Source organism: Saccharopolyspora ipomoeae (genome assembly GCF_029952525.1).
GTDB lineage: Bacteria > Actinomycetota > Actinomycetes > Mycobacteriales > Pseudonocardiaceae > Saccharopolyspora > Saccharopolyspora ipomoeae.
This window is the reverse complement of sequence record NZ_JASAOF010000030.1, coordinates 1-25,572: the sequence shown is the minus strand read 5'-3', so window position 1 is coordinate 25,572 and position 25,572 is coordinate 1. Positions and strand designations below refer to the sequence as shown.

At 71.4% G+C, this 25,572-nt stretch carries 20 protein-coding genes; 4 read left to right on the top strand and 16 right to left on the bottom strand.

What is annotated here, in order from left to right; genetic code table 11:
• Positions 1-37: 37 nt before the first annotated feature.
• The 6 genes from QFW96_RS27895 to QFW96_RS27870 form a co-directional block, all read right to left on the bottom strand.
• Positions 38-1,630, bottom strand: coding sequence for an AMP-binding protein (locus QFW96_RS27895; protein WP_281458723.1), 1,593 nt, complete (start codon positions 1,628-1,630; stop codon positions 38-40).
• 9 nt (positions 1,631-1,639) lie between these two features.
• Entirely contained in the window at positions 1,640-3,241 is a 1,602-nt protein-coding gene (locus tag QFW96_RS27890; RefSeq protein ID WP_281458722.1) for an FAD-binding protein, read from the bottom strand.
• Between the two features lie 106 nt (positions 3,242-3,347).
• The gene (locus tag QFW96_RS27885) at positions 3,348-4,664 is read right to left on the bottom strand and encodes an MFS transporter (protein WP_281458721.1); all 1,317 of its coding nucleotides are present in this window, start codon (positions 4,662-4,664) and stop codon (positions 3,348-3,350) included.
• Between the two features lie 41 nt (positions 4,665-4,705).
• Positions 4,706-5,251 carry a 3-isopropylmalate dehydratase small subunit gene (locus QFW96_RS27880; protein ID WP_281458720.1) on the bottom strand — a complete coding sequence of 182 codons (546 nt, stop codon included), beginning with the start codon at positions 5,249-5,251 and terminating at the stop codon, positions 4,706-4,708.
• Complete coding sequence (locus QFW96_RS27875; RefSeq protein WP_281458719.1) at positions 5,248-6,516, bottom strand: 3-isopropylmalate dehydratase large subunit; 1,269 nt, start codon at positions 6,514-6,516, stop codon at positions 5,248-5,250. The genes QFW96_RS27880 and QFW96_RS27875 overlap by 4 nt, the downstream gene beginning before the upstream one ends.
• Positions 6,517-6,526: 10 nt before the next feature.
• The gene (locus QFW96_RS27870) at positions 6,527-7,390 is read right to left on the bottom strand and encodes an isocitrate lyase/PEP mutase family protein (RefSeq protein ID WP_281458718.1); all 864 of its coding nucleotides are present in this window, start codon (positions 7,388-7,390) and stop codon (positions 6,527-6,529) included.
• A 133-nt stretch (positions 7,391-7,523) separates the two neighbouring features.
• Between QFW96_RS27870 and QFW96_RS27865 the strand changes: the two genes are divergently transcribed.
• Complete coding sequence (locus QFW96_RS27865) at positions 7,524-8,312, top strand: IclR family transcriptional regulator (RefSeq protein ID WP_281458717.1); 789 nt, start codon at positions 7,524-7,526, stop codon at positions 8,310-8,312.
• Positions 8,313-8,453: 141 nt separating this feature from the next.
• On the opposite strand, the gene QFW96_RS27860 is transcribed toward QFW96_RS27865, so the two are convergent.
• Positions 8,454-8,900, bottom strand: a complete 447-nt coding sequence (locus tag QFW96_RS27860) for an FHA domain-containing protein (protein WP_281458716.1) — start codon at positions 8,898-8,900, stop codon at positions 8,454-8,456.
• A 313-nt stretch (positions 8,901-9,213) separates the two neighbouring features.
• On the opposite strand from QFW96_RS27860, the gene QFW96_RS27855 reads away from it, so the two are divergent.
• A complete protein-coding gene (locus tag QFW96_RS27855) occupies positions 9,214-11,139 on the top strand; it encodes an alkyl/aryl-sulfatase (RefSeq protein WP_281458715.1) in 1,926 nt (641 codons plus the stop codon).
• Here the strand turns inward: QFW96_RS27855 and QFW96_RS27850 are convergent.
• Positions 11,134-12,273, bottom strand: a complete 1,140-nt coding sequence (locus QFW96_RS27850; RefSeq protein ID WP_281458714.1) for an ROK family transcriptional regulator — start codon at positions 12,271-12,273, stop codon at positions 11,134-11,136. The two genes, QFW96_RS27855 and QFW96_RS27850, sit on opposite strands and share 6 nt — an antisense overlap.
• Positions 12,274-12,570: 297 nt before the next feature.
• Positions 12,571-13,167, bottom strand: coding sequence for a TetR/AcrR family transcriptional regulator (locus tag QFW96_RS27845; protein WP_281458713.1), 597 nt, complete (start codon positions 13,165-13,167; stop codon positions 12,571-12,573).
• A 124-nt stretch (positions 13,168-13,291) separates the two neighbouring features.
• On the opposite strand from QFW96_RS27845, the gene QFW96_RS27840 reads away from it, so the two are divergent.
• Together QFW96_RS27840 and QFW96_RS27835 are read left to right on the top strand one after the other, a co-directional pair.
• On the top strand, positions 13,292-14,632 hold the full coding sequence (locus QFW96_RS27840) for a flavin monoamine oxidase family protein (protein WP_281458712.1): 1,341 nt from the start codon (positions 13,292-13,294) through the stop codon (positions 14,630-14,632).
• 222 nt (positions 14,633-14,854) lie between these two features.
• Positions 14,855-16,147 (top strand): DUF1479 domain-containing protein, encoded by a 1,293-nt coding sequence (locus QFW96_RS27835; protein WP_281458711.1) that lies wholly within the window; start codon positions 14,855-14,857, stop codon positions 16,145-16,147.
• A gap of 11 nt (positions 16,148-16,158) precedes the next feature.
• Here the strand turns inward: QFW96_RS27835 and QFW96_RS27830 are convergent, their stop codons facing one another.
• The 7 genes from QFW96_RS27830 to QFW96_RS27800 all read right to left on the bottom strand — a co-directional run.
• Positions 16,159-17,163 (bottom strand): zinc-dependent alcohol dehydrogenase family protein, encoded by a 1,005-nt coding sequence (locus tag QFW96_RS27830; protein ID WP_281458710.1) that lies wholly within the window; start codon positions 17,161-17,163, stop codon positions 16,159-16,161.
• A gap of 46 nt (positions 17,164-17,209) precedes the next feature.
• Positions 17,210-17,569 (bottom strand): nuclear transport factor 2-like protein, encoded by a 360-nt coding sequence (locus QFW96_RS27825; protein WP_281458709.1) that lies wholly within the window; start codon positions 17,567-17,569, stop codon positions 17,210-17,212.
• 13 nt (positions 17,570-17,582) lie between these two features.
• Entirely contained in the window at positions 17,583-20,990 is a 3,408-nt protein-coding gene (gene car / locus QFW96_RS27820) for a carboxylic acid reductase (protein WP_281458708.1), read from the bottom strand.
• 26 nt (positions 20,991-21,016) lie between these two features.
• Positions 21,017-22,213: a cytochrome P450 gene (locus tag QFW96_RS27815; RefSeq protein WP_281458707.1), complete on the bottom strand. Its 1,197-nt coding sequence runs from the start codon at positions 22,211-22,213 to the stop codon at positions 21,017-21,019.
• A gap of 46 nt (positions 22,214-22,259) precedes the next feature.
• Complete coding sequence (locus QFW96_RS27810; protein WP_281458706.1) at positions 22,260-23,021, bottom strand: oxidoreductase; 762 nt, start codon at positions 23,019-23,021, stop codon at positions 22,260-22,262.
• 40 nt (positions 23,022-23,061) lie between these two features.
• Positions 23,062-24,153: an NADH:flavin oxidoreductase gene (locus QFW96_RS27805; protein ID WP_281458705.1), complete on the bottom strand. Its 1,092-nt coding sequence runs from the start codon at positions 24,151-24,153 to the stop codon at positions 23,062-23,064.
• Positions 24,154-24,176: 23 nt separating this feature from the next.
• Positions 24,177-25,572: condensation domain-containing protein (locus QFW96_RS27800; RefSeq protein ID WP_281458704.1), on the bottom strand; the 1,396-nt coding region annotated here is incomplete at its 5' end.

Below are 25,572 nucleotides of genomic sequence, written 5' to 3'. Positions count from 1 at the left end.
CCCCGTCGAGCGAGATCGCCCGACGGATCGTCGAAGTTCAACGGGACGCCGGGTGGGGGACCTCGCTGAGCTCGGCCTCGCGCAGCTTGTTGCGCAGGATCTTGCCCGACGCCGATTTGGGGATCGCGTCGACGAATTCGACGGCCCGGACCTTCTTGTGCGGGGCGATTCGATCGGCCACGTGCGTGATCACGTCGTCCGCGGTGAGCGCACTCCCCCCGCTTCGCACGACGAAGGCCTTCGGCACCTCCTCACCACCGGCGTCGCGGACTCCGATCACCGCCGCGTCGTCGATCGCGGGATGGGTGAGCAACACCGCTTCCAGCTCCGCCGGTGGCACCTGGTAACCCTTGTACTTGATCAACTCCTTGACGCGGTCGACGATCGTGATCACGCCCTCCGCGGTCGCCGTCGCGACGTCGCCCGTGCGCAGGTACCCGTCCTCGTCGAGGGTCTGCGCCGTGGCCTCGGCGTTGTTCAGGTACCCGGACATCACGTTCGGGCCCCGCACCCGCAGTTCCCCGCGCTCGCCGGGTCCGACCTCCTCGCCCGTCGCGGGGTCGACCAGCCGGTACTCGATCCCGGGCAGTCCGAACCCGCAGCTCGCCGGGTCCAGGTCCAGCCGGTCCTCCGGTATCGCGTGCGACACCGGTGACATCTCGGTCATCCCGTAGCCCTGGAGTACCGCGCACCCCAGCCGGTCGGTGAGCGCCCCGCCGAGCTCGCCGTCGAGCGGTGCGGCACCGGAGAAGACCATCTCCAGGCTCGACAGGTCGTAGGAGGCGACGAGCGGGTCCTTCGCCAGCGCCAGCACGGTGGGCGGTGCGACGTAGAGCTTGCGCACGCGGTGCTCGTCCACCAGGCGCAGCATCTCGGCCAGGTCGAAGCGCGGCATCGTGATCAGGGGCGCGCGGGTGCGCAGGCTGTGGTTCATCAGCACCGTCATGCCGTAGATGTGGAACAGCGGCAGCACCGCCAGTTGGGCACTCCCCCTGGTCGACGTCACCATCCGGTCGAACTGCAGGACGTTGGCGACGAGGTTGCGGTGGGTCAGCACGACGCCTTTGGCGCGCCCGGTGGTTCCCGAGGAGTACGGCAGCACGGCCGTGTCCTCGGCCCCGACGGCCGGGGTCGGCGCCTCCCCTCCGGCCGCGGCCAGCTCCTCCAGGCCGGTGTGGCCGTCGGCCGCGTCGAGGGTGAACACCGAGTCCGCGCCCAGGCCGGCCTTCGCCGCGGCCTCCACCACCTTCTCGCGCGACTTGCCGTCGGTGATGACGAATCCGGCTCCCGAGTCGGTGAACTGGTTCGCCAGCTCCCCCGTCGTGTAGAGCGGGTTGCACGTCGTCACGGTGGCGTTGGCGCGCAACGCCGCGTGGAAGGCCAGCACCCATCGGGGCGAGTTCGATCCGACCAGCCCGATCACGTCGCCTGTCCGGACTCCCCGGGCGTGCAGCCCCGCCGCGACGTCCTCCACCGCGGCGTGCAACCGTCCGAAAGTCATCGCGTCGCCGGTGGTCCCGTCCACGAGGGCGGTCGCTCCGGCGTGGTTCCCGACATCGGCTCCGAACAGGAACTCGGTCAACGACACGTCGGGCACGTCGACGTCCGGGTACGGGCTGCGCATCGGCATCGGAACTCCTCAGAGGGTCGTGTCTCCGCTGCGGCCGCAGGCGTGTCCGGCCGCTCGGTAGGCGTAGGTGTAGTTGCGGGCGTTGGCGAGACCCGTCACGTACCCGCGCAGCTCGCGGGTCGCGGCGGCATTGCCCGTGGCGTAGAGGCCGCCGATCGGGGACCCGTCGCGCCGGAGCACGCGGGCGTCCCGGTCGATCCACAGCCCGAGCGTGCCCATGCCGAACCCGACCAGGGACAGTTCGAGGGCGTAGAACGGCGGGGTCCGCACGGCGCCCAGGCACGGGTTCGGCCCGTGCTCGGCGTCGCCGTAGGTCCGCCGCACGAACGGCCGGGTACCGCGCTCGAACTCGGGGTCCTCACCGCGATCGGCCGCGCGGTTGAACTCGGCGACGGTCGCCCGCAGCCCTTCGGGGTCGATGCCCACCGCCGCGGCCAACCCGGTGATGCTGTCCGCCCGGGGGATCGAGTCGGGCCAGCGCTCCCCCGCCGCGTACGGCCCCAGCCGGTAGCGCGCGCGGAACTCGTCGTCGACGACGAACCAGCACGGCACGTTCGACCACCGGCGAAGGCGGGTGTCGAATCGGCGCAGGGCGCTGATCAACGCGCCGTAGTAGCTCTCGTCGCCGAACCTGCGCCCGTCGCGGTTGACGATCAGGGAATGGGGAAGGCCGAGGTGCGTCAGCAGGGGCCGCACGAGGGCGACGTCGGTGCCGGGGTGGACCTCCCCGGGGAACCCGTACCCGACGCTGAAGAAGGGGTCGGCGCCGCGAACCAGCCCCGCACCTGCTCGTTCCGCGAGAGCGATCGAGTCCCCGTCGACGACGGGCGGGGCGCTCTCGACCAGCGCCGGTACGTCCTCCAGCTCCGCCGCGTGCGGTGAACCGCCGTAGCCGCCTGCGGCGATCAGCACCCCGCGACGGGTCCGGACCCGGGTTCGCCCGGTCGGCCCGTCCAGCACCGCACCGACGACGTCCCCGCCCTCGACCAGGAGCTCGCGCACCCTGCGTTCGAGCAGGCACTCCACCCCGCGGCGCACGAGCGCCTCCCGCGCGAAGGCGCCGACGAGGCCCATGCCGTGCGTCAGGCGATCGTCGATCACCTCCTCCCGGGCGGCCGAGTACGACTCGGTGCGGCTCACACCGATGTCGTAGTACGGCCCCTGCCGCAGGTGCGGGCGCCACGCGCCGAGGTCCCGGCCGTCGACGACGCATTCGAGCAGCCGTCCTCCGGCGGTCGATCCGGGAGCCGGGTGGTAGAGGTCCGGCGCGCCCGGGATCACCCGGAACGGAACACCGGCCGCGGCGAACCACGCGGTCGCCTCCCGCGCGGCGTGCAGGTACGCGCGGCGGGCTTCCCGATCCACCGGACGTTCGCCCTGGACGTGGTCCAAGTAGGACTCGACGGACTCCAGGGCGTCGCCCGGTTCCGGCATCAGCGGATCCCCGCCCACCCACGCGAAACCCCCGCTGTACGCCGCGACTCCGCCGACCACGTCGGATCGTTCGGCCACGAGGACCTCGGCGCCGAGGTCGGCGGCCCGCAGCGCGGCGGCGAGACCGCCGAGCCCACCGCCGACGCAGAGGAGGTCGACCTCCCTGGTGCCGGTCATCCCGACGCCTCGGAACCCGTTGCGGAACAGCGCGAATCGAGCACGGTCGACCTCCTGCGGTGCGTGCGGACGGATTTCGCTCGCGACACTGCGGTGAACCGGGCGGTCAGACCGGCAAGCGGTCCCTGCCGGTCTCGCGCAGGGTCAGCACGGTGATCAAACCGACGACCGCCACCCCCATGACCCAGAACGCGGGCGCCATCGGGTTTCCCGTGCTCTGCACCAGTTGTGCGGCGATGTAGGGAGCGGTGCCGCCGGCGATGATCGTGCCGATGTTGAAGCCCAGCGCCACGCCGGTGTAGCGCACCTGCCGCGGGAACAGCTCGGTGAACTGCGGGAAGGCCGGGACCTGCGCGAACCCGTTGAACGACATGTACACGACGTACACGAGCCCGACGACCAGGATGCTCGACGTCGCGCCGAGGATCGCGAACGACGGCCACGCGATGACCAGGTAACCGACGTAGGCGGTGATCAGCACGGGCCGCCGCCCGAACCGGTCCGACAGCGCACCCGCGATCGGGTAGGTGACGCAGGCGAGCCCGATCCCCAGCGCCGAGGTCCAGTACACGGCCTGCTTGTCGAAGCCGAGGTCGTTGATCAGGTAGACGTTGAAGTAGGTCAGCCCGATGTAGCCGCTGCCGTTCATGGCGATCGCGATGCCGATGACCCGCAGGATGGACACCGGGTGCTGCTTGACGACCTGCAGCAGCGGGCTGCGCACCACCTCCCGCTTGTCGGCCATCTCGGCGAACTCCGCGGTGTCCTCCAGCCGGACCCGAACCCACAGGCAGAGGATCGCCAGCGGGATGGAGATCAGGAACGGGATCCGCCAGCCCCAGGCCGTCATCTGCTCAGCCGTGGTCAAGGTGCTGACCAGGCCGACGACCGCTGCGGACACCGCGAACCCGAGGGTCGAGCCGAGCGCCGTGACCGAGCCGTAGAGCCCGCGGCGCTTGACCGGCGCCGACTCGGCGACGTAGGTCGCCGCGCCGCCGATCTCGCCACCGGCCGAGAAGCCCTGCGCCAGGCGGATCAGCACCAGCAGCACCGGGGCGAGGACCCCGACGGCGGAATAGGTGGGCAGGAGCCCGAGCAGGCCGCAGCAGATCCCCATCGCCACGACCGTCACGACGAGCGCCCGTCGACGTCCGCGACGGTCGCCGAGCCTGCCGAAGAACCAGCCTCCGACGGGTCTCATGACGTAGGCCGATCCGAAGACCGCCAAGGTGAGCAGCAGGGACACGGCCGGCTGGCCGCTGGGGAAGAACAGGGGGCCGATGGTGACCGCGAGGAAGGCGTAGACGCTGAAGTCGTAGTACTCGATCAGCGTGCCGACGCCTCCCGCGGCGGCGGCGCGTCGAGCCATCGCAGGCGAGGCTCCGGTGGTGGGTGCGGCGGCTGGTGGGGCCGTCTCGGACATGGTGCTGACTCCTGATCGTCGTTGACCGGGTCGAGGAACGGTCAGTGCTGGGGACTGGGGTTGCGGGCGTGCTCGGCCAGCAGCAGCTTGACCGAACCGCCGGCTTCGATCACGCGGCGGACGCGGGCGCTCGGCGGGTCGCCGCGCAGCTCGGTGCCGCCGTCGAGGCCGACCACCGCCGCTCGCCAGTCGACCTGCACGGCGTCACCGGTGGTGACCGCCGTGCTGATGCCGGGCACCGTCAGCAGCGGCATGCCGTTGTGGGTCTCGCCGCGCCAGAACCCCGGGGAGAAGGACTCGGCCAGCACCGCGGCGATGCCCAGGTCGCGCAGCGCCACCATCGGCGGGTAGTGCGGGTGGCCGTAGCCGAAGTTGCGGCCACCGACGATGACGTCGCCGGGCCGGACGCGGTCCGCGAAGGTGGGGTCGTAGGCCTGCATGACCTTGCCGCGCAAGAACTCCGCGTCGTAGGACTTGATGTTCTCGACCCCGATCACCAGGTCGATGTCGAAGTCGTCGCCGAACACCCAGGCCACGCGCCCGCGGATGAGGTCCGGTGGCGGCGGGTAGTCGCGGGCGGCGCTCATGAACGCGTCACCTCCCCCGCCGAGGCGATCGTGCCGGTCACCGCGCTGGCCGCCACCGTGAACGCCGATCCCATGTAGATGTTCGCGTCGGTGCTGCCCATGCGGCCGGAGATGTTGAGCACGCCGGTGGAGATGCAGTTCTCGTCCGGTTGCAGCGGTTTCTGGTAGCCGAAGCAGAAGTCGCAGCTGGAGCGGGCGATGTGCGCCCCGGCCGCCCGCAGCACATCGAGCAGCCCTTCGTCCTCGGCCTGCCGGTGCACCGCGTCCGAGGTCGGGACCACGTTGAGCTCGACCCCCGGGGCGACCTTCCTCCCGTCGAGGACGAGCGCGGCCGCCCGGATGTCCTCGATCCGCCCGCTGGCGCAGGAACCGATGAACGCCTTGGTGACCGGCGTTCCGGACAGCTCCACGACCTGACGGGTGTTGGCGGAGCGAGCCGACCCCGGCAGCACGACCTGCGGGCTCAGCGCGGACAGGTCGATGGTGTGCACCGCCGCGTAGTCGGCACCCGGGTCCGGCAGCTGGGGCGTGAAATCCGTTGCGGCGACCCGCCGCGCGTAGGAGAGCGCGGCCTCGTCCGGCTCGAACACCGCGGACACCGCCCCGGTGAACATCGCCATTCCGCACAGGCCCTGCCTGCGGTCGATCGACATCGCCCGCGCGCCCGGCCCGGCGAACTCCATCACCTGGTGCGCGCACCCGTCGGCCCCGAACTCGCCGATGATGTGGTGCACCAGGTCCCGGCTGTCGACGCCCGGAGCGAACTCACCGGTCAGCTCGAACCTCGTGGTGCGGGGGACGTCGAGGTAGATCTGCCCGGAGACCCAGGCCTCCAGCAGGTCCCGGCGCACGCCCCACCCCAGCGCGCCGAACGCGCCCGCGCCGGAGATGTGGCCGTCGAAGTGGATCAGGAAGTTGCCGGGCAGCGCGTAGCCGAGCTCGGCCATCACCTGGTGGCCGATGCCGCGGGCCTCGTGCAGCTCGATGCCGTAGAACGCGCACCAGTCGCGGGTGACCTGGTGGACCTCCTGCTCCTTCTCGGTTCCCTTGGTCAGCATGTGGTCGATGAAGACCACGTAGCGCTCCGGTTCGGCCAGCGCGCGGATGCCGAAGTCGTCGTGCATCTGCCGGAACATCACATCGGTGTAGCCGGGGAAGTCGTAGGCGATCATGTAGTCGGGGCGCGCGGGCAGGTTGTCGCCCGCCTTGACGACGTCGACGCCCGCCGCCCTGGCCAGGATCTTCTCGGTGATCGTGCTCGCCATTGCGCCTCCCTCAGACCGTCTCGGTGGCGGGCAGGTACGCGTGCTGCTGCCGCTCGATCTCGGGCATCCCGATGAGCTCGACGAATTCGTGGTGCGGTGTGGCTCCCGCGCCGACCTGGGCCGGCGGTTCGCCCGCGGCGAGGCGGCTGAGGCACTCCTGCGCGGCACCGGTCACCGCCATCAGCAGCTGGGTGGGCAGCAGCGCGATGCGGACGCCGATCTGCTCCATCACCTCGGGGGTGAACTCCCGCTCGGTCCAGGCCGAGGCCGTCAGGGTCGCCATCAGCGGTGCTCCGGTGAACTCGTGGCAGCGCCGCCACTCCTCGACGGTCGTGAAGGTCTTGGTGACCGGCATGATCAGGTCGGCTCCGGCCTCGACGTAGGCCACGGCCCGGCGGAGCGCCTCGTCCCCCTTGGCATCGGTCCGGGCGATCACGAGCATTCCGGTCTCCTGCGCGGCGTCGCGCACGGCGCGGATCTTGCCCGTGGCCTCCGCCAGGTCGAGCAGTTCGAGCTCGGCACCGGGAATCAGCGGGCAGCGCTTGGGCGAGCGCTGGTCCTCCATGAACACCGCCGCGACCCCGGCATCGGCGAACCGGCGGGCTGTTCGCGCGGCGTTGACGGCGTTGCCGTAGCCGGTGTCGATGTCGGCGATGACCGGTAGCGGGCTCGCCTCGCGGATCGTCCGGACGGCGTGCAGGTTCTCCGACATCGTGTAGAGCTCGGCATCCGGGTAGCCCAGCGCGGCCGAGATCGCGAACCCGGACGCGCACAGCGCGGGAAAGCCCGCCTGCTCGGCCAGCCGCGCGGTCAACCCGTCCCAGACGCCGGGTGCGTAGACGAGTCCTTCGGTGGTCATCTCTCGCAGATCCACTGACAGCTCCCTTGTGTATCGTGATGCGATACGCGTTCCGAAACTGTGCGCGAGGGACACGACCATGTCAAGCCGCTTCGGTCAGCAGGCCGCTAGCCTGACGCTGTCCCGAAACACGAGAGGGGAGGTGGCGGTGGCACGAGAAGCTGTCGAGGACAGCTCCGGGCGGGAAACCGTCGGATCGGTGCTGCGCGCCTGTCAGCTGCTGGGGCAGTTCAGCGCCGAGCGGCCCGTGATCACGCTCGCCGAGCTCACGGCGACCAGCGGGTTCAACAAGCCGACCGTCCACCGGCTGATGAGCACCCTCGTCGAGGCCGGCTGGGTGCACCGGGACCACAGCGGGGCCTACCGGGTCCGGATGCCGATGTTCACCATCGGCGCCGCCGCGCTCGCCGGGTTCGACCTGCGGACCGAAGCACGGCCGGAGCTCGAAGCGCTGGCGTCCGACTTCGGCGACACGGCGTTCCTGATGGTCCCGTCCCCCGCCGGGGCCGTGTGCATCGACCGGGTCGAGGGCGGCAAACCGATGGTGCTGGCCGCCGTCTCGATCGGATCGGTCCTGCCGTACCACGCCGCAGCCGCGCCGGTGGCGATGGTCGCGTTCGACCCCGAGCTCCGTCGCCGGGTCCTGCGGGAGCCGCTCCCGGCCTTCACCGAGACGACCCACTCCGAGCCGGGGGAGTTCGCGACGCACCTGGATCACGTTCGCGCCGAGGGCGTTTCGCGCAGCCGCAACGACTACCTGCACGGGGTCTCGGCCGTGGCCGCCCCGATCCTCGGTTCGCGCGAGTCGCTGGTCGGCACGATCAGCCTCGGCGGGCACAGCGAGGACTTCACCGGGGCGGACGGCGACGTGCGGGCCGAGGCGGTGCGCGCGGCGGCCCGGCGGCTGAGCGACTCGCTGAAAGCGGCGCGGCCCTGAGCCGCCGGATCGCGGCTGCGAGCAGCCGGGTTTCGATGCGGGCGCTCGGGCGCGTCGAGCTCCGCCGCGCGCGTCGTCAGCTCACGCGGGCGGACGCGGCGAGGCGCGCGCCCGGCGGTCTCCCCGCCGGGACGCCCGTTCTCACCGCTGGGCGGGCACCGCGAGGTCCGCCGCTGCGCCGGTGTGGAAGGTGAACCGCGCCTTGCCGATCCAGATCTCATCGGATTCGAACAGCTCGACGCGCTGCACGGGCCGCCTGTTGACGTAGATCCCGTTGAGCGAACCGCTGTCGCGGAGGAAGTACCGCCCGTCCACGATCTCCAGCTCAGCGTGGAACCGGGACACCGTCACGTCGTCGATCACGATGTCGCAGTCGCGGTGACGTCCGATCACCGTCAGCGGAGCGGAGATCACGAACTCCGCACCCTCGTCGGCTCCTCGTTCGACCACCAACCGCGTGCTCGTCCCGGCCTCGCGCGGCGTCGGGATCAACTCGCCCCACCGCCCGGTGACGGCGAGCCCCTGCGTCGGCGCGTCGTCCGATGCGCGCCGGTCGAACAGTCCGGTGACCTCGGCGATCTGAACCATCGGCTTTCCCTCCCGCAGCCGTTGAACCGACTCTCGAAAACGTCCCCTCCCGGGGAACCTCCTCGAGCATGCAGCCGGGCGGGGGTCCTCCGACCAGGTATTTCGTCCCGGTTTGGCCGTGTTCCACCTCACCGCACCCGGGAAAACCCGCGTGCGGAGGTACCGGTGTTGCGGTTGCGCACACCTGGTGCCGGAGCACCCCGGCTATCGCTCCGCGGTGGGCCGCTCGCCCCTCCGGTGGCGTTCGGGTTCGCGGCCGGTGACGATGTCGTCGGCCGCGCACGGTCCACCGGGACCCGAGTCAGGAGGCGTGATGTCCCAGAGCCCCGGTCCGCAAGCCGCACAGCCGGGAATCGTCGCCGGTAACGCCTCGGTGCGGGAGAGCTTCGCCTTCGACGACACCCGCGACCTCGACGACGCCCGACGGGGGTTCCTGGGCACGGCGTCGGAGCCGCTGATCCGCGACGCCGACGGCGCCGTCGTGTGGGACCTCGACGCCTACGGCTTCCTCGCGCAGGACTGCCCGCACACCGCCAACCCGAGCCTGTGGCGGCAGAGCCGGTTGTGCTCCCAGCACGGTCTGTTCGAGGTCACCGACGGCATCTACCAGATCCGCGGTTTCGACCTGTCCAACATGACCGTCGTGGAAGGATCGCGCGGCGTCCTGGTCATCGACCCGCTGCTCTCGGCCGAGACCGCCGCGGCGGCGCTCGCCCTCTACCGCGGCCACCGCGGTGACCGCCCCGTGACCGGCGTGCTCTACACGCACAGCCACGCCGACCACTTCGGCGGCGTGCGCGGAGTGATCGGCGACGACGAGCTCGCCGCCGGGATTCCCGTCCTCGCGCCGCAGGGCTTCCTCACCCACGCCGTCAGCGAGAACATCTACGCCGGAACCGCCATGGCCCGCCGCGCCGCCTACATGTACGGGGCCGCCCTCGCCAAGGGCCCGCAGGGCCAGATCGGCGCCGGGCTCGGGCCGACCACCTCCACCGGCCGCGTCGGCCTCGTCCCGCCGACCCACGACATCACCGCCACCGGCCAGTCGGAAACCGTCGACGGGATCCGGATGGACTTCCAGCTCACGCCCGGCACCGAAGCACCCGCCGAGCTCAACATCCACTTCCCCGACCACGCCGCGCTGTGCACCGCCGAGAACGCCACCCACACGCTGCACAACCTGCTGACGCTGCGCGGTGCCGAAGTGCGCGACCCCCGCGCCTGGGCCCACTACCTCACCGAAGCCATCGAACTGTTCGCCGGTGGTTCCGACGTCGCCTTCGCCTCGCACCACTGGCCGGTGTGGGGACGTGACCGGCTGGTCGAGTTCCTCTCCGAGCAGCGCGACCTCTACGCCTACCTGCACGACCAGACCCTGCGCCTGCTCAACCGGGGGCTCACTCCCCTGGAGATCGCCGAGCAGATCGCGATGCCGCCCAACCTGGAACGGGCCTGGCACACCCACGGCTACTACGGCTCGGTCAGCCACAACACCAAAGCCGTCTACCAGAAGTACCTGGGCTGGTTCGACGGAAACCCCGCCCACCTCTGGGAACACCCGCCGACCGAGGCCGCCGAGCGCTACGTCGACTTCATGGGCGGTGCCGACGAAGTCGTCCGCCGCGCCCGCGACTCCTACGACGAAGGCGACTTCCGCTGGGTCGCGCAGGTCCTCAACCACGTCGTGTTCGCACAGCCCGACCACGAAACGGCCCGCTCGCTGCAAGCCGACGCCCTGGAACAGCTCGGGTACGGCTGCGAGAACGGGACCTGGCGCAACTTCTACCTCATGGGCGCCCACGAACTCCGCAACGGCCCGGTCGGCACCCCCACGGTCACCTCCGCACCCGACGTGCTCGACGCGCTGACCCTGGACCAGCTCTTCGACGCCCTCGCGATCCGCCTCGACGGTCCCGGCAGCTGGGACGCCGACATCACCGTCCGCTGGAGCCTCCCCAGCGACCAGCAGCACACCCAGCGCCTGCGCAACGGCGTGCTCACCCACGTCGTCGGCACCGGACCGGCGGCCGGTGAACCCGACGTCGAAGTCGTCCTCGACGAGCCCGACCTGCGCAGCGTCCTGCTCGGCACCACCACGGCCGCCGACCTCGCCGAACGCGGCCGCGCCGAGATCACCGGCGACCCGAACCTCATCGCCGAGCTGTTCGGCCACCTCGACGAACCCGACCCGGACTTCACCATCGTCACGCCCCGCGACCACCGCGTTCGAAGATCATGACGGCCGCGGTGAGGAACCGGCGATGATGCGGTCCCGGAGTTCCTCCACACCTCGGGCGCGGGCACCGGCGACCTGCGGCTCGGGCACCTCGGCCGGGACGACCGGGACGTGGCGCGGCGCTTCGGCGAACAGCCCGGCGATGGCCCGGACCATCGCCGGCTCGGTGCCCCAGGCCCCGCCCAGCACGATGAGCTGGGGGTCCGCCAGCGCGACGGCGGCCGCGAGCACGCCGCGCACCGCGCGCGCGAGCGCCCGGCGCATCCGGTCGCCGGCCTCGCCGTCCGCCTCGATCGCACTCCGCAACGCCTCGACGTCGACAGCGGTCGACGCCCGCCGACGAAGCCCGAGCGCCGCGAACACCTCGATCAGCGGCACGACCCCTCCGTCCGGGCCCTCGGTGCGGAGGTGCGCGATCTCGCCCGCGAGACCACGATGCCCGCGCCGCACCGCGCCGTCGGTGACGACCGCGCACCCGAGACCTTCGTCCAGGTAGACGTAGACGAAGTCGTCGACACCGGCCGCGCGGCCCGCGCCGCGCTCGGCACGGGCGGCCCAGTTGACGTCGTTGTCGACCAGCACCGGGCCTTCGACCAGCGGTTCCAGCACGGCGACCGGATCCAGCTCCCCGACGAGGAAGGGGACGTCCGGCAGCTCCACCAGGCGCCCGGTCTCGCGATCGACGGGGTCGGCGGCGCTCACCACGGCGCACCGGATCGAGCCGCGAACAGCGCGCCGGAGCCGGGCGGCGACCTCCGCCAGCGCGTCCGCCGCCACCTCCACGCCGGGCGACCTTCCGATCCGCTCCTGCTCTCGGGCGAGGACGCGGCCGAACGCGTCCGCGGCCTCAGCGATCACCCCGGACGGCGTGATGCTCGCGACCATCACCACCCCGCACTCCTCGCTCAACGAGTAGTACGAGCCCGCCCGCCCACGACCGGTCGTTCGTTCGCCCGTGTCCACCAGCACGCCGGCCTCGCTGAGCCTGCGCACGCTGTCGGAGATCGTCGGCTTCGAGATCCCCGTGCGCGCGGCGATCTCCGTTCGCGTCATCCGGCGCTGGTCCATGACGGCCCGGAGCACGTGCTCATCGGTCAGCGAGCGCAACAGCTCCAGGGACGGCTTGGCGGAGGACATGCCGAGAGTTTAGTCAGGAGTGTTGCCCAAACAGCACTCGACAGCTACCTTCGCCTATCTCCGCGACAACCGTCTCCACCAGCCCCGGCCCCAGTTCCGGCCCTTCTGGCTTGAGGTACCAGCAACGCGAGAGCGTTTGGGTTCCCGCCAGGCCACATCCAGGGACGCCAGCCCCGGTATGGCCTTGGGCCTGCCGTCGTCTGTGTGGCTGCAGGCAATGGTCATCAGGTTGCCTTGACGGACTCGACCGCTGAGGAGGATCCACGAACGATCGCGGTCGGGACGGATCGATAGTCGTCACACTCCCGCCAACGCCTTGGCCATCTCCGCCAACGCCTCCAGCCCCTTTCGCGCACGTGCGTCGTCAGGGTCGCAGACGTATTGCAGGATCAGGCCGTCCACACCGGCGACGATCATGCGTCCGAGGTGGTCGAAGGAAACAACGGCGGTTTCGCCCGCGTGCTCGGCGGCGTGTCTGCACCAGTCGGCAACGACGGCGGCGTAGCGCTCGTACTGGACTCGGGCGAGATCCTCGTGGCCGGGGGTACGCAGGGCATACATGGTGAGTTCGTACTGCAGCAGCTGCAGCTCGCGCCCGTTCCGGACGAGCTGGCCCCAGTAAGTATCGAGTCCCTGGCGGATCGCGTTCGCCAACCCCTGATCGGTGGCTGCGGAGTCGGCGAGGACGTGGGCGATTTCGTCGACGACGTCCTCGATCACAGCACGGAGCAGCTTCTCCTTCGATGGGAAGACGTACTGCATGGTGGCCAGTGGCACGCCTGCCTCGGCAGCGACGACGCGCAGCGAGGTCTTGGCAACGCCATGGGCGAGCAGGGCGATGCGTGCGGCCGCGATGAACTGCTGTCGGCGTACCGCTGCCTCGATGTACGGCATGACCACCTCTCTTTCGGTCAGTTGACCGAGATTTTGCCACGAACCCTTGCAAGGCACGTGTGGTGCTCCTAACCTGACCCAATTCGGTCAGCTGACCGAATCGCTGGAACCGAGGGAGAAAATCATGAAGGTCGTGGTCGTCGGTGCAGGACTGGCGGGACTTTCCGCTGCACGGGAACTCACCCAGGCCGGAGCCGAAGTAGTCGTTCTCGAGGCTCGCGATCGGGTCGGCGGCCGGATCGAGGGCGGCGAGATCAAGGGGTACCCGATCGAACTCGGCGGCACCTGGATCGGCGAGGGGCACTCCCGGATGTACGGGCTCGTCAACGAGTTCGGACTGGAAACCTTCCGCACCTGGAACGACGAGGGCAAGATGCTCATCCAGCTCGGCGGCAGACGCGCCCTCGTCGACGGCACCAAGGGCGCCGTCCCGCGGCTCAACCCGGTCGCGCTCGCCGACCTCGCCCAAGGCCTGGCTCGCTTCGGCAGGCTCGCCCGCACCATCGACCCCGCTCATCCGTGGGCGCACCCGAAAGCGCGCCAGTTCGACAGCCAGACCTTCGAGACCTGGGTAAGACGCGCCCTGCGAACCCCGAGCGGGCGGGCTTATTTCAGGGTCGCAACCGAAGCGATCTTCGCCGCCGACACCAGCGACCTATCCCTGCTGCACGCGCTCTTCTACGCGGTCAGCAACACCGACCTCGAGACCCTCCTCAGCGTCGACCGCGGCGCCCAGCAGGACCGCGTCGCCGGTGGCTCCGTCCTGGTGGCCCAACGTCTCGCCGAGGGCCTCGACATCAGGTTGTCCACCCCGGTCGCCTCAGTGACCCACAACGCCACCGCCGTCACGGTCACCACCCGCGACGGCGAGGACTTCACGGCCGAGCGTGTCATCGTCGCCCTCTCGCCGACGCTCGCCGGACGTCTGCGCTACGACCCCGTGCTTCCCGCCTGGCGTGACCAGCTCACCCAAAAACTTCCGGCCGGCACCGTTGCCAAGACCTTCGCGGCGTACCCGACGCCGTTCTGGCGCGAACAGGGGCTCAACGGCCAGATCGCCTGCGACACCGGCCCGGTCAAGGTCACCTTCGACGTCTCCCCGCCGAACGCCGACATCGGCATCCTCCTCGGCTTCGTCGAAGGCAGCGAAGCCCGACGCTGGCAGCGACTCCCCGAGGCCCATCGCCGCCGAGCCGTGATCGACTCCTTCGTCCGCCACCTCGGTCCGCAGGCGGCCACCCCGACCGCGTACGTGGAAAAGGACTGGAGCGCCGAGGAGTTCACCCGCGGCTGCTACGGCGCCCACTTCGCACCCGGAGTGTGGACCAGCTACGGCGACATGCTGCGGCCACCGATCGGCCGCATCCACTGGGCCGGCGCCGAGTACGCCGTGCAGTGGAACGGCTACATGGAAGGCGCTGTTCGCTCCGGAAGCGCGACCGCAAGGGAGATCATCGGGCGATGACCTAACCGATAGAGCAGGTCCGGCCGGGTGCAATACAGCTCGAAGATTCATATGCAGCGAAGCGAGTAGTGCATACGTCCGCTTCGCCGTATCAAATTCCGATCCCAACAAGGCGTGATCAACTCGCGACACCGTGTCCGACTCCTCCAGTCGAACACCGCGGGTTGACACCCTGCTTGGGATTCCCCTATTAGTTAGGAGTCCTGACCAAAGGAGTTCGACGTGACCACCACATCCGACGCGCGGCGGACACCTGCGCTGCCTCACTGGGAGAGCACACCTGATGACCTGTCCGCCGCGATCCAGCAGATCAAGCCCGCGCTGCGCGCTCGCATCGAAGCTTCAGGACGCACCGTCGAAGAGGTCTTCGCCGTCGTGGAGCAGCGCATCACCGAGCGCGTGAGCGAGATCAAGGCGGCACAGGAACGCGGCGAGCCGGTGTGGCCGGTCATCGACTACGCCGACATCGCCGGCGGAACCGTCAGCGCCGAGCAGATCGACCAGCTCAAGCGGCGAGGCTGCTTGGTGGTGCGCGGCCACTTCGACCGCGACCAAGCCCTGGCCTGGGACGCCGACATCGTCGACTACGTCGAGCGCAACAACTTCTTCGAGACCTACCGGGGGCCGGGCGACGACTTCTTCGGCAGCGTCGGGTCGAAACCGGAGATCTACCCGATCTACTGGTCTCCAGCCCAGATGGAAGCCCGGCAGAGCACCCGGATGGCCGAGGTGCAGGCGTTCCTCAACTCCTTCTGGAAGCACGAATCCGAGGGCGTGCAGTGGTTCGACCCCGCGCGCGACGCCATGTACCCCGATCGCATCCGCCGCCGTCCGCCGGGTGCCGACTCCGCCGGGCTCGGCACGCATTGCGACCCCGGCACGCTCGACCTGTGGATGACCGAGTCCTACCAGCGGGCGTTCAGGCACCTCTTCGACGGCACCGTCGAGCAGTACGACCCCTGGGACGCCGCCCACCGCACCTCAGGTCCCCAGTACCCCGGCTCCACCATGTGCTCGGCGTTCCGGACCTTCCAGGGCTGGACCGCCCTGTCCGACATGGACCACGATCAGGGCGTCCTGCACACCGTCCCGATCCCCGAGGCCATGGCGTACCTCGTGCTGCGCCCCCTGCTCGCCGACGTCCCCGACGACGACATGTGCGGTGTCACCACCAACCAGGTCTTCCCCGCCACCCACAAGTGGCACACCGACCTGCTGGAGGGCCTCGTCGGCATCCCCGACATCGAGGCCGGGGACTCCGTCTGGTGGCACTGCGACATGATCCACAGCGTGGCACCGGTCGCCGACCAGCAAGGATGGGGCAACGTCATGTACATCCCCGCCGCCCCGTGGTGCCCGCGCAACGAGGCCTACGCCGCCTCCGTCCGCGAAGCCTTCCTCACCGGCTCCAGCCCCACCGACTTCCCACCGGAGCACTACGAGCGGGACTGGACCGGGCGGTTCACCCACGACCAGCTCAACGAAACCGGCAGGCGCGGAATGGGATTCAACTGACCATGCTGCCCTCACGGCCGTGCTTGACGGTCGGTGCGGAGGACGATCTTGCCGAGGTGGGTGGTGGACTCCATGTGGGTGTGGGCGTCGGCGATCCGGTCGAAGGGGAAGGTCGCGCCGATGTGCGGGACGAGGGTGCCGTCGGCCAGGTGGGCGTGGAGGAACTCGATCGCCGCGGTGCGGCGGTCCGGGTCACCGGTGGTCTCGAACAGGGCGTAGCCGCGGATGGTGAGGCCCTTGGCCAGCACGTCCCCGACCGGTAGCGGCGTCGTCCCTCCCGCGAGAGTGCCGTAGACGACGGCGATCCCGCCGGGGGCCAGCGCGGCGGACAGGTCGGTGAAGCCCGCGCCGCCGACCGGGTCGAACGCCACCCGGGCTCCGCGGCCGCCGGTCAGCCGCCGCACCTCCGCGACGACGTCCTGCTCCGCGGTCGCGATGACCTCGGCGGCTCCGGCGCCGCGGAGCGCGCTGCGCTTGCCGCCGGTGCGGGTGAGCGCGATCGGGCGGGCGCCGAGCGCGGTGCAGAGCTGGATCGCCGCGAGGCCGACGCCGCTGGAAGCGGCGGGGATCAGCACCACGTCCCCGGCCGACACCCCGGCGGTCTCGACGAGACCGCCGTAGGCGGTGGTGCAGCTCATCCACACCGCCGCGGCCTGCTCCCAGCTCAGGTTCGGCGGGTGCTCGACCACGGCGTCGGCGGGGGCGAGCACGGCGTCGCCGTGCAGGGCGTAGGTGCCGGGGCCGAACGCCGGGAGCACGCTGACCGCTGCTCCCGGCGCGACGTGCGCGACCCCGGCGCCGACGGCGCGGACCACGCCCGCCGCCTCGAACCCGATCCCGGACGGCAGGGACGGTTGCCCGTAGCGCCCCGCGCGGAACTCCAGCTCCGCCCGGTTGAGGCCGAGCGCCCTGGTCTCGATCAGCACCTCCCCCGGGCCGGGTTCCGGGGTGGGGACCTCCTCGACGCGGAGGACCTCCGGTCCGCCGACCTGGTGGAAGCGGGCGACGCGGGCCATCTCTGACCGTCCTTTCCGGACTGCTCTGGGTGGGGGCGGTGCGGCGTCAGGCGGGGACCTGATAGCCGTACTCCTCGATCCGGTCGATCAGGTCGCCGTCGAAGCGGAAGTAGACCGCGGCGTGGACCTGGTTGCGCGACCCGTCGGTGCCGAGCACGTGCAGCACGTGCTGCTGCAGCACTTCACCGTCCCGCTCGAACCGGCGGAACACGTCGTAGTGCAGCGATTCCACGTTCACGGCGAACTCCGCGAACTGCTCCATCCGCTGGTCGATGGTCTGCTCGCCGTTGCCGTCGTTCTCCCACAGGCTCGCGCCGGGCGTGCAGCGCGCCCGGAACCCGTCGAAGTCCTTCGCCTCCAGCAGGCGCAGGCCCTCGTCGAGCAGGTCGTTGATGTCGGTGTCCACTGGATTCCTCCGGTTAGTTCTCGGCGCCCTGCAGCAGGTCGAGGGCGCGCAGGTCGGTGACGTACTTGCCGATGAGCTCGGCCGTCAGGTGCGGGACGTCGGTGCCGGACGCGCGCACGGCCTCGTCGAACCGCTCGGCCGGGATCGCCGAACCGGCGACCGCTTCGCCCGGCTGCTCGAAGGCGTGCCGGAGCGGTAGCAGCGAGTGCGCGCGCTGCCGCTCCGGCAGGGCCCGCAGCGCGGTCGTGAAGCGGGTGAACCAGTCGTCGTAGTCCTCGATCCGCTGGATCGGGTGCCCGAGCTCGACGAGCCAGTCCACGACGGTGTCCAGCGAGATCCCGTCGTCGTGGGCGTTCACCGCGTGGTACGTGCGGAAGCCCTCGGAGATCTGCGCACCCAGCTCGGCCACCGCCGCGGCGGTGAAGTCGACCGGCAGCCCGTCGTAGTGCGCGCGCTCCCCGCCCCGGTAGAACGAGCGAGGCGCGATGCCGGTGGCCAGCAGGCTCAGCAGCAGCCGGGTGAACACGTCCGGCAGGTTCAGCTGCCCGCCGTACCGGCGGTGCGCGAGCAGGATGTCCGAGCGGACCACCGCCACCGGGAGCCCGCACCGGTCGTGCGCCTCGCGCAGCAGGACTTCCCCGGCCCACTTGGTGTTCGCGTAGCCGCTCGCGTAGCCGTCGTCGAGCTCGCGGACCGGCGCGGCGCGGCGGACGTCGGCGTCCTCGGCCGCGTCCCCGGTGGGGACCGCGGCGATGCTGGACAGGAACGTCACCGGCTTGCGCCGGTCGGTCAGCGCCAGGCGGATCACCTCGGCGGTGCCCACCACGTTCGGGCCGAACAGCTGCGCGTAGGACAGCACGTGGTTGACCTGGGCGGCCGGGTGCACCACGAGATCGGCGTTGGCGGCGAGGCGGGTCCAGGTGTCCTCGTCCAGTCCCAGCCGCGGTTCGGCGACATCGGCGGCCAGGACCTCCAGCGTGCCGGAGGCCAGCTCCCGGTAGCGGCGGTGCAGCTCCGGATCGCTGTCGAAGGCTTCCTCCAGGCGCCGCGCGGCCTGCTCGGCGTCCGCGCCGCGCACCAGGCAGATCAGGGTGCCGCCGACCGGGGCGAGCCGTTCGAGCCACTCCAGGCACAGGAACCGGCCGAGGTAGCCGTTCGCGCCGGTCAGCACCACGGTCCGGGCCGGGCCCTCCGGAGCAGGCAGGCCGGGCGCGGCGGCGATCAGGTCGGCGTCGAGGAACTCCTCCAGCTGGAGCTCGTCGGCGCGCAACCGCTCGCCTCGGTGCACCGCGCCCGCCACCGGCCGCTCGGTCGCGCCGGTGCGTCCGGACGCGATGCGCCCCGCCAGGCCCGCCAGGTCGGCGACCGGGTTGAGCACCGCGGCGGCCGGGACCTCGACCCCGAAGATCTCCTCCAGCAGCCCGGCGAACGACAAGGCGGCCAGCGAATCCCCGCCCAGCTCGGTGAAGTGCGCCTCCGGGCGCAGCTCGGCGTCCGAGCATCCCAGCACCGCCTGCGCGGCCCGGGTGACCGTCTCCAGCACCGGCCGGTCCGCGCCGCCGCGGCGCAGCTCGCTCAAGCGCTCGACGTGCTGCTCGGCGAGCTCTGCGTAGCGCCGCTCCAGCTCGGGCCCGTAGCGCTCCTTGAGCCGGGGCCGCAGCGGTTTGAGGTTGTCCGACAACAGCCCGTTCGCCGGGCTGAACGGCTTGGTCTCGATCAGCAGATCGCGCGGGATCTCGTAGGAGTTGAGCCCGGCATCGCGCGCGATGTCCTGGAGGGATTCCAGCAGCGCCGCCTTCAGCGCGGCCTCGCCCTCGCCGACCGGTGCGGCCGAGGACGGCACCACGACGCCGAGCAGGTAGGCGCGTTCCCCGTTGCCGTACAGGAAGATCTGCTCCACGAGCGGACTACCGCTGAACACCGTCTCCAGCCTGGAGACCGCGACGAACTCGCCCTGGGAGAGCTTGAGCACGTCCTTGGCGCGGTCGACGAACACCAGCCGGCCCGGCGCGGGCTCGGCCATGATGTCGCCGGTGCGGTAGTAGCCGTCCGCGTCGAAGATCTGCGCGGTCAGCTCGGGTCGCCGGTAGTAGCCGGAGATCATCACGTCGGACTTGAGCAGCAGCTCTCCGCGCGGATGCGGGGAATCGGTGGTGAAGTAGCCCAGCTCCGGGACGTCCACGAGCTTGTAGTCGCGCACCGGCGGGCTCTGCACCACCGAGTCCAGCAGCACCCCGCCCGCTTCGGTCGAGCCGTACCCGAGGTGGACCTGCACGCCGAGGCACGATTCCAGGAACGCCTTCATCTCGGCGGGCAGCGGTGCGCTGGCGACCATCGCCTTGGCGACGCGCCCGCCGAGCAGCTCGTCGCGCACACCGGCCCGGGCCGCGGCCTCCACGTCCCCGGGTTCACCGCTCCTGCGGTCCACTTCGGACCGGTAGTGCTCGAAGAGCATGTCGGCGACCCGCGGCACCATCGTCAGCTCGGTGGGCCGGACCAGCGTGAAGTCCTCCAGCAGCGCGGACAGGTCGGCGGCGGCGGTGAAGTAGCCGGTCCCGCCGCGCGCCAGCGAGGTCATCACCGAGTACCGCCCGGCCAGGTGGCTCAAGGGCATGTAGTGCACGCCGACCACCGGCACGTCCGCCGAGCCGTAGGTGAACCCGTACCAGGCGGTGCCGACGAGCCGCTGGGTGTACATGGCGCCCTTGGGCGCACCGGTGCTGCCCGAGGTGTAGATGATCAGCGCCAGCGGGTCGTCGCCCTCGTCGGGGACGAACAGGGGCGCCGCCGGCAGCTCCGCGCCCCGGCGGCGCAGATCGCCGGAGGTCTCGACGGCGACCTCGCTGCCCGCTGCGGCGAGGCGTTCCCGCGCGGCCTCGACCGCCGCCCCGGACCGCTCGTGGTCGAACACCACCAGGCTGCGCACCGAGGTCCCGGCGAGCACGCACTCCACCGCCGTGTCCAGGTAGCCCGCACCGGCGGCGAGCACGACCGGCTCGGTCTCGGCGACGATCGGGTCCAGCTGCGCCTGCGGGGCTCCGGCCGCCAGCGGCACCGCGACCAGTCCCAGGTGGATCGCCGCGAGGTCGAGCGTCACGTAGTCGGCACTGGTGAAGCCCAGGTAGCAGACGCGGTCCCCGGGGCGCAGCCCGGCGTGGTGCCAGGCCGCCGCGACCTGCTTCACCCGCTCCCACAGCTGCCGGTAGGTGAGCACGTCGAACCGCGGCAGCAGCTGCCCGGTCGCCGGGTCGGTGGCGCGTTCGCCCAGCGCCGGTTCGTCGCCGTGGCCCTCCAGCAGCGAGGCCATGACCTCGGCGAGACCCTGGCCGGTGTCCTGTTCGGACACCGCGGCCATCACCTCGGCGATCCCGGTGCCGGAGTCGTGCACCGCGGCGCTGATTCCTTGCAGTGATTCGGACATGCGCAGCCTTCCGTGGGTGTGAGGGGTCACCAGGTCACCGGCAGGGCGTGCAGCCCGCGGATGAGGCGGTCTTCGCGCCAGGTGAGCTCCTCGGCGGGCTCGGCCAGGCGCAAACCCGGCAGGTGCGCCGACAGCGTCTCCAGCACGATCCGCAGCTCCATCCGGGCCAGCTGCGCGCCGAGGCAGTGGTGCAGCCCGTGCCCGAAGGTCACGTGCGGGACGGCCCCGCGGTGGATGTCGAGCACGTCGGGCTCGTCGAATACGTCCGGGTCGCGGTTGGCCACGCCCAGCTCGCAGACCACCGCGTCCCCGGCGCGCACAACCGCGCCGCCGAGTTCCACGTCCTCGGTGGCGATGCGGGTGAACCCGGCGGTGGCGCTGTTGGACACGTACCGGGACAGCTCCTCGACCGCGCCCGGCACCAGCGACGGGTCGGCGACGATCCGCTGCCACACCTCGGGGTGCGTCAGCAGCGTGTAGACGAAGTTGCCGAGCTGGTTGGCGGTGGCCTCGTGCCCCGCCGACAGCAGGCTGACCCCGATGCTGACCAGGTCCGCGTCGTCGAGCCCGCCGTCCTCGCCGGTCAGCTGCACCAGGGCGCTGAGCAGGTCCTCGGCGGGTGCCGCGCGGCGTTCCGCGATGAGCCCGATCAGGTACTCGTTGAGCTGCTCGCGCGCCCGCGCGGACTCGGCCGGATCGGAGAAGATCAGCAGCCGGTCCACCCAGGCGGTGAAGTGCTCCCGGTCGTCCACCGGCACGCCGAGCAGCTCGCACATCACGGTGATCGGCAGCGTCCAGGTCAGCGCCGCCGTCAGGTCCGCGGGCGGGCCCGCCTCGATCATGCGATCCAGCAGGCCGTCCAGGACCTCCTGGGCGCGGGGACGCAGATCCTCGACGCGGCGGGCGGTGAACACCTTGGCCACCGGGCGCCGCAGCCTGCTGTGCTCGGGAGGATCCATGCTGAGCATGGACGTGCCGGGCAGCCCGGCCGCGACCGTGCGCGGCACGTCCGGGCCGACCGCGGCCGCCCTGCTGAACCGGGGGTCGGCCAGCACGGTGCGCACGTCCGCGTGCCGGGTCACCAGCCAGCCCTCGCCGCCGTAGGGCAGGCGCACCCGCAGCACCGGGTGCGCACCGGACAGCCGCAGCGCCTCGGGGTCGGCGCGCAGCCGGTCGGGCGGGGCGAAGGGGTAGTCGGGAACCTCGTGCTCTGTCGCCGTCATGGTGTGCGTCCTTCCGCCTGCGGGGTGGTCGGTCTGCGGTCGCCGGTCACATCGCGCTCTTGCCGCCGTCGATCACCAGGTTGCTGCCGGTGATCCAGGAGGCGCGATCGGAGACCAGGAAGCTGACGGCGTCGGCGATGTCCTGCGACCGGCCGATCCGCCCGAGCGGGACCTCCTCGGCCCACCGCTGGGCGTGGTCGTCGTTCGGGTCCAGGCCGAGGTAGTCGACGATCTGGTCGCGCGCGGCGTCCGCGCCCGGGGTTTCGACGTTGCCGGGGCACAGCGACACGACCCGGATCCCGTGCGGGGCCAGTTCGACGGCGAGACCCTTGTTGTAGACCTCCAGCGCGGACTTGGCGGCCGCGTAGTGCAGGATCATCGGGTAGGAGGAGATCGTCGCGGTCGACGACATGTGCACGATCACCCCGCCGCCGGACTCCCGCATGGACGGCACGAGCGCGGCGTTGAGCCGCACGGCCGACAGGAAGTTCACGTTCATCGTGTGCTGCCAGTCGTTCTCGATCTCCAGCGCGGTCTGGAAGGAGCGGCAGCCGCCCGCGCAGTTCACCACGACGTCGACGCCGCCGAGCACGCCGAGCGCGGTGTCGGCGAACTCCTGCACGCCCTCCGGGGTGCTGAGGTCGGCGGCGATGAACTTCGAGGCGGGCGGGGTGTCGTCGGTGGCGCTGCGGGCGGCGGTGACCACGGTGGCGCCCGCGTCGAGCAGGTTCTGCGCGATCGCGGCGCCGATGCCGCGGCTGCCGCCGGTCACCACCGCGCGCTTGCCGGTGAGGTCGTCGTTGCTCAAGTCGATGTCCTTCGCTGTTTCCGGGAGTTTCGGTGGGGTTCTAGGAGAGGGTCGCGAGCACGGCGGGGTCGTAGGGCGCGATGTCGGTGAGGTCGTTGCGCAGCGCCTTGTCGGCCCAGTCCGGGTTGGACAGCAGGGTCCGGCCCACGGCGACGAGGTCGAACTCGTCGCGGGCGAGGCGCTCGCGCAGCTCCTCGATGCCGGTGACGCTCGACTCGGTGGTGTAGCCCTCGGCGAGGCCGCCGCCGTCGCCGAACTGCTGGGCCTGCCCGACGGAACCGACCGTCACCGAGGGCTTTCCGGTGAGCTTGCGCGCCCACCCGGCCAGGTTGAGGTCGCTGCCCTCGAACTCCGGGAGCCAGTAGCGGCGGGTGGAGGCGTGGAAGACGTCCACGCCGGCCTCGGCCAGCGGGCCGAGCAGCGCCGCGAGCTCGTCCGGGTTCTCCGCGATCCGCGCGTCGTAGTGGCCGACCTTCCACTGCGAGAACCGGAAGAACACGGGGAATCCGGGGCTGACGGCGGCGCGGACGGCCTGCACGATCTCGGCGGCGAAGCGGGCGCGGGAGGCCGGGTCACCTCCGTATCCGTCGGTGCGCCGGTTGGTGCGCTCCCACAGGAACGAGTCGATGAGGTAGCCGTGCGCGCCGTGCAGTTCGACGCCGTCGAAGCCGAGGCGCTCGGCGTGCGCGGCGCCTTCGGCGAAGGCCGCGATCACCGCGTCGAGGTCCTGCCGGGTCATCGCGACCCCGTGCGGGGCGCCGTCCAGGCCGATGCCGGAGGGACCCTCGGCGGGCGGGTCGAGGTCGCCGCGGGTGAGGCCGGTGTGCCACAGCTGCGGGATGATCCGGCCGCCCGCTTCGCGCACCCGCCGGGCCACCTCCTGCCAACCGGCCAGGGCCTGCTCGCCGTGGAAGTGCGGCACGCCCTCGTGCTCGGCCGCCTGCGGGCGGCCGACGTAGGTGCCCTCGGTGAAGATCAGCCCGACGCCGTTGCGCGCGCGGCGGGCGTAGTAGTCGGCGACCTCGGGCCCCGGCACGCCGCCGGGCGACTGCATCCGAGTCATCGGGGCCATCGCGATGCGGTTGCGCACCTGCAGGTCGCCCACCGCGAACGGTTCGTCCAGAGTAGCCATCGCTGTTCCAATCCGGTTGGGGGTCACAGTTCCTGCGCGCCGGATCCGGCGCGCAGCGAGGAGAACCACTCGTCGGCCAGCCGCCGCGCGGTGGCGTCGTCGAAGAGGTTCGCGTCGTACTTGAGGAAGACCTTGAAGCCGGCGCCGCTGCGGTAGACCTCGGCGGCGAGCGCGTGCTCCCCGGTGTAGGGCAGGTCGGCGAAGGGGTGCAGCCGCGGCTCCCCCGCCGCCTCGCCGGTGAGCAGGTCGGCTCCGGCGAAGTTCTGGAACAGGAAGTTCGTCCGCGCCAGCGGCTCGTCCTCCCGCCCCAGCGCGCGGGCGATCTCCCGCAGCGGGTAGGCGCTGTGCTCGATCCCGGCGAGCACCTTGTCCCGCAACGACTCCAGCACCTCCGCGGGATCGCCGGTGGTGGTGCAGCGGATCGGCAGCCGCGTGGCGAACTGGCCGACGACGTCCTGGAACCGCTCCTCCGGGCGGGCCGCCGCGGTCAGCCCCGCGACGAGGTCGCGCTGGCCGGTCACCTTCCCGAGGAAGACGACCCAGGTGGCGAACAGGGCGGTGGCCAGACCTGTCCGGTGCCGCGCGGCCCACGCCGCCAGCGCGTCGGCCTGCTGCGCGGGCACCTCCCGGGTCAGGACCCGGATCCGGGGCATCCGGTCCGGCTCGGGCCTCCGGTCGTGGGGCAGCGCGAGGTTCGTCGGCGCGCCATCCAGCTCGCGCAGCCAGAAGTCCCGGTGCGCGCGGGCTCCGGGGCCGGTCAGCAGGTCCCGCTCCCACGCGGTGAAGTCGCCGAACGTGGCGCGCGGTGGTGTCGCGGAGCCTCCGTAGGCGTCCTGCAGGCCGCGCACGAGCAGCGCGGTCGACGTGCCGTCGAGCAGCAGGTGGTGCGCGGTGATCAGCAGCAGCCGCCGCCGGTCGGGCAGCCCGACCAGGTGCGCCCGCACCAGCGGCCCGGTGGCCAGGTCGAACTCCTCGGCCACGAGGTCGCGCAGCGCGGCCAGCTGCTCGTCCCGTGTTCCGGCGCGCAGCTCGATCCGCTCGAACGAGGGCGTCCGGGACGGGTCGAGTTCGAGCTGCGGGACGCCGTCCTGCTCGACGACCGCCGCGGTGAGCACCGGGTGCAGCCGGGCCTGCTCGCGCACGGCCCGCTCCAGCGCGGTTTCGTCGAGCTCACCGCGGATCTCGAACAGCAGGGGGAGGTTGTAGGTGCTCGACCCGCCCCAGCGCACGTGGTCGCGGTGGACGAGGCGCTGGCTGCCGGACAGGTCCCACCGCTGCCGCGCCCCGCAGCGGGCGAGCAGGCCGTCGACACCGCCCGCGTCGAAGATCATCGCGGGCGAGATGTCCGGCAGGTCCTCGCGCAGCGCGTTGACCAGCTGCAGCACCAGGATCGAGTCCAGCCCGTAGTCCACCAGCGGC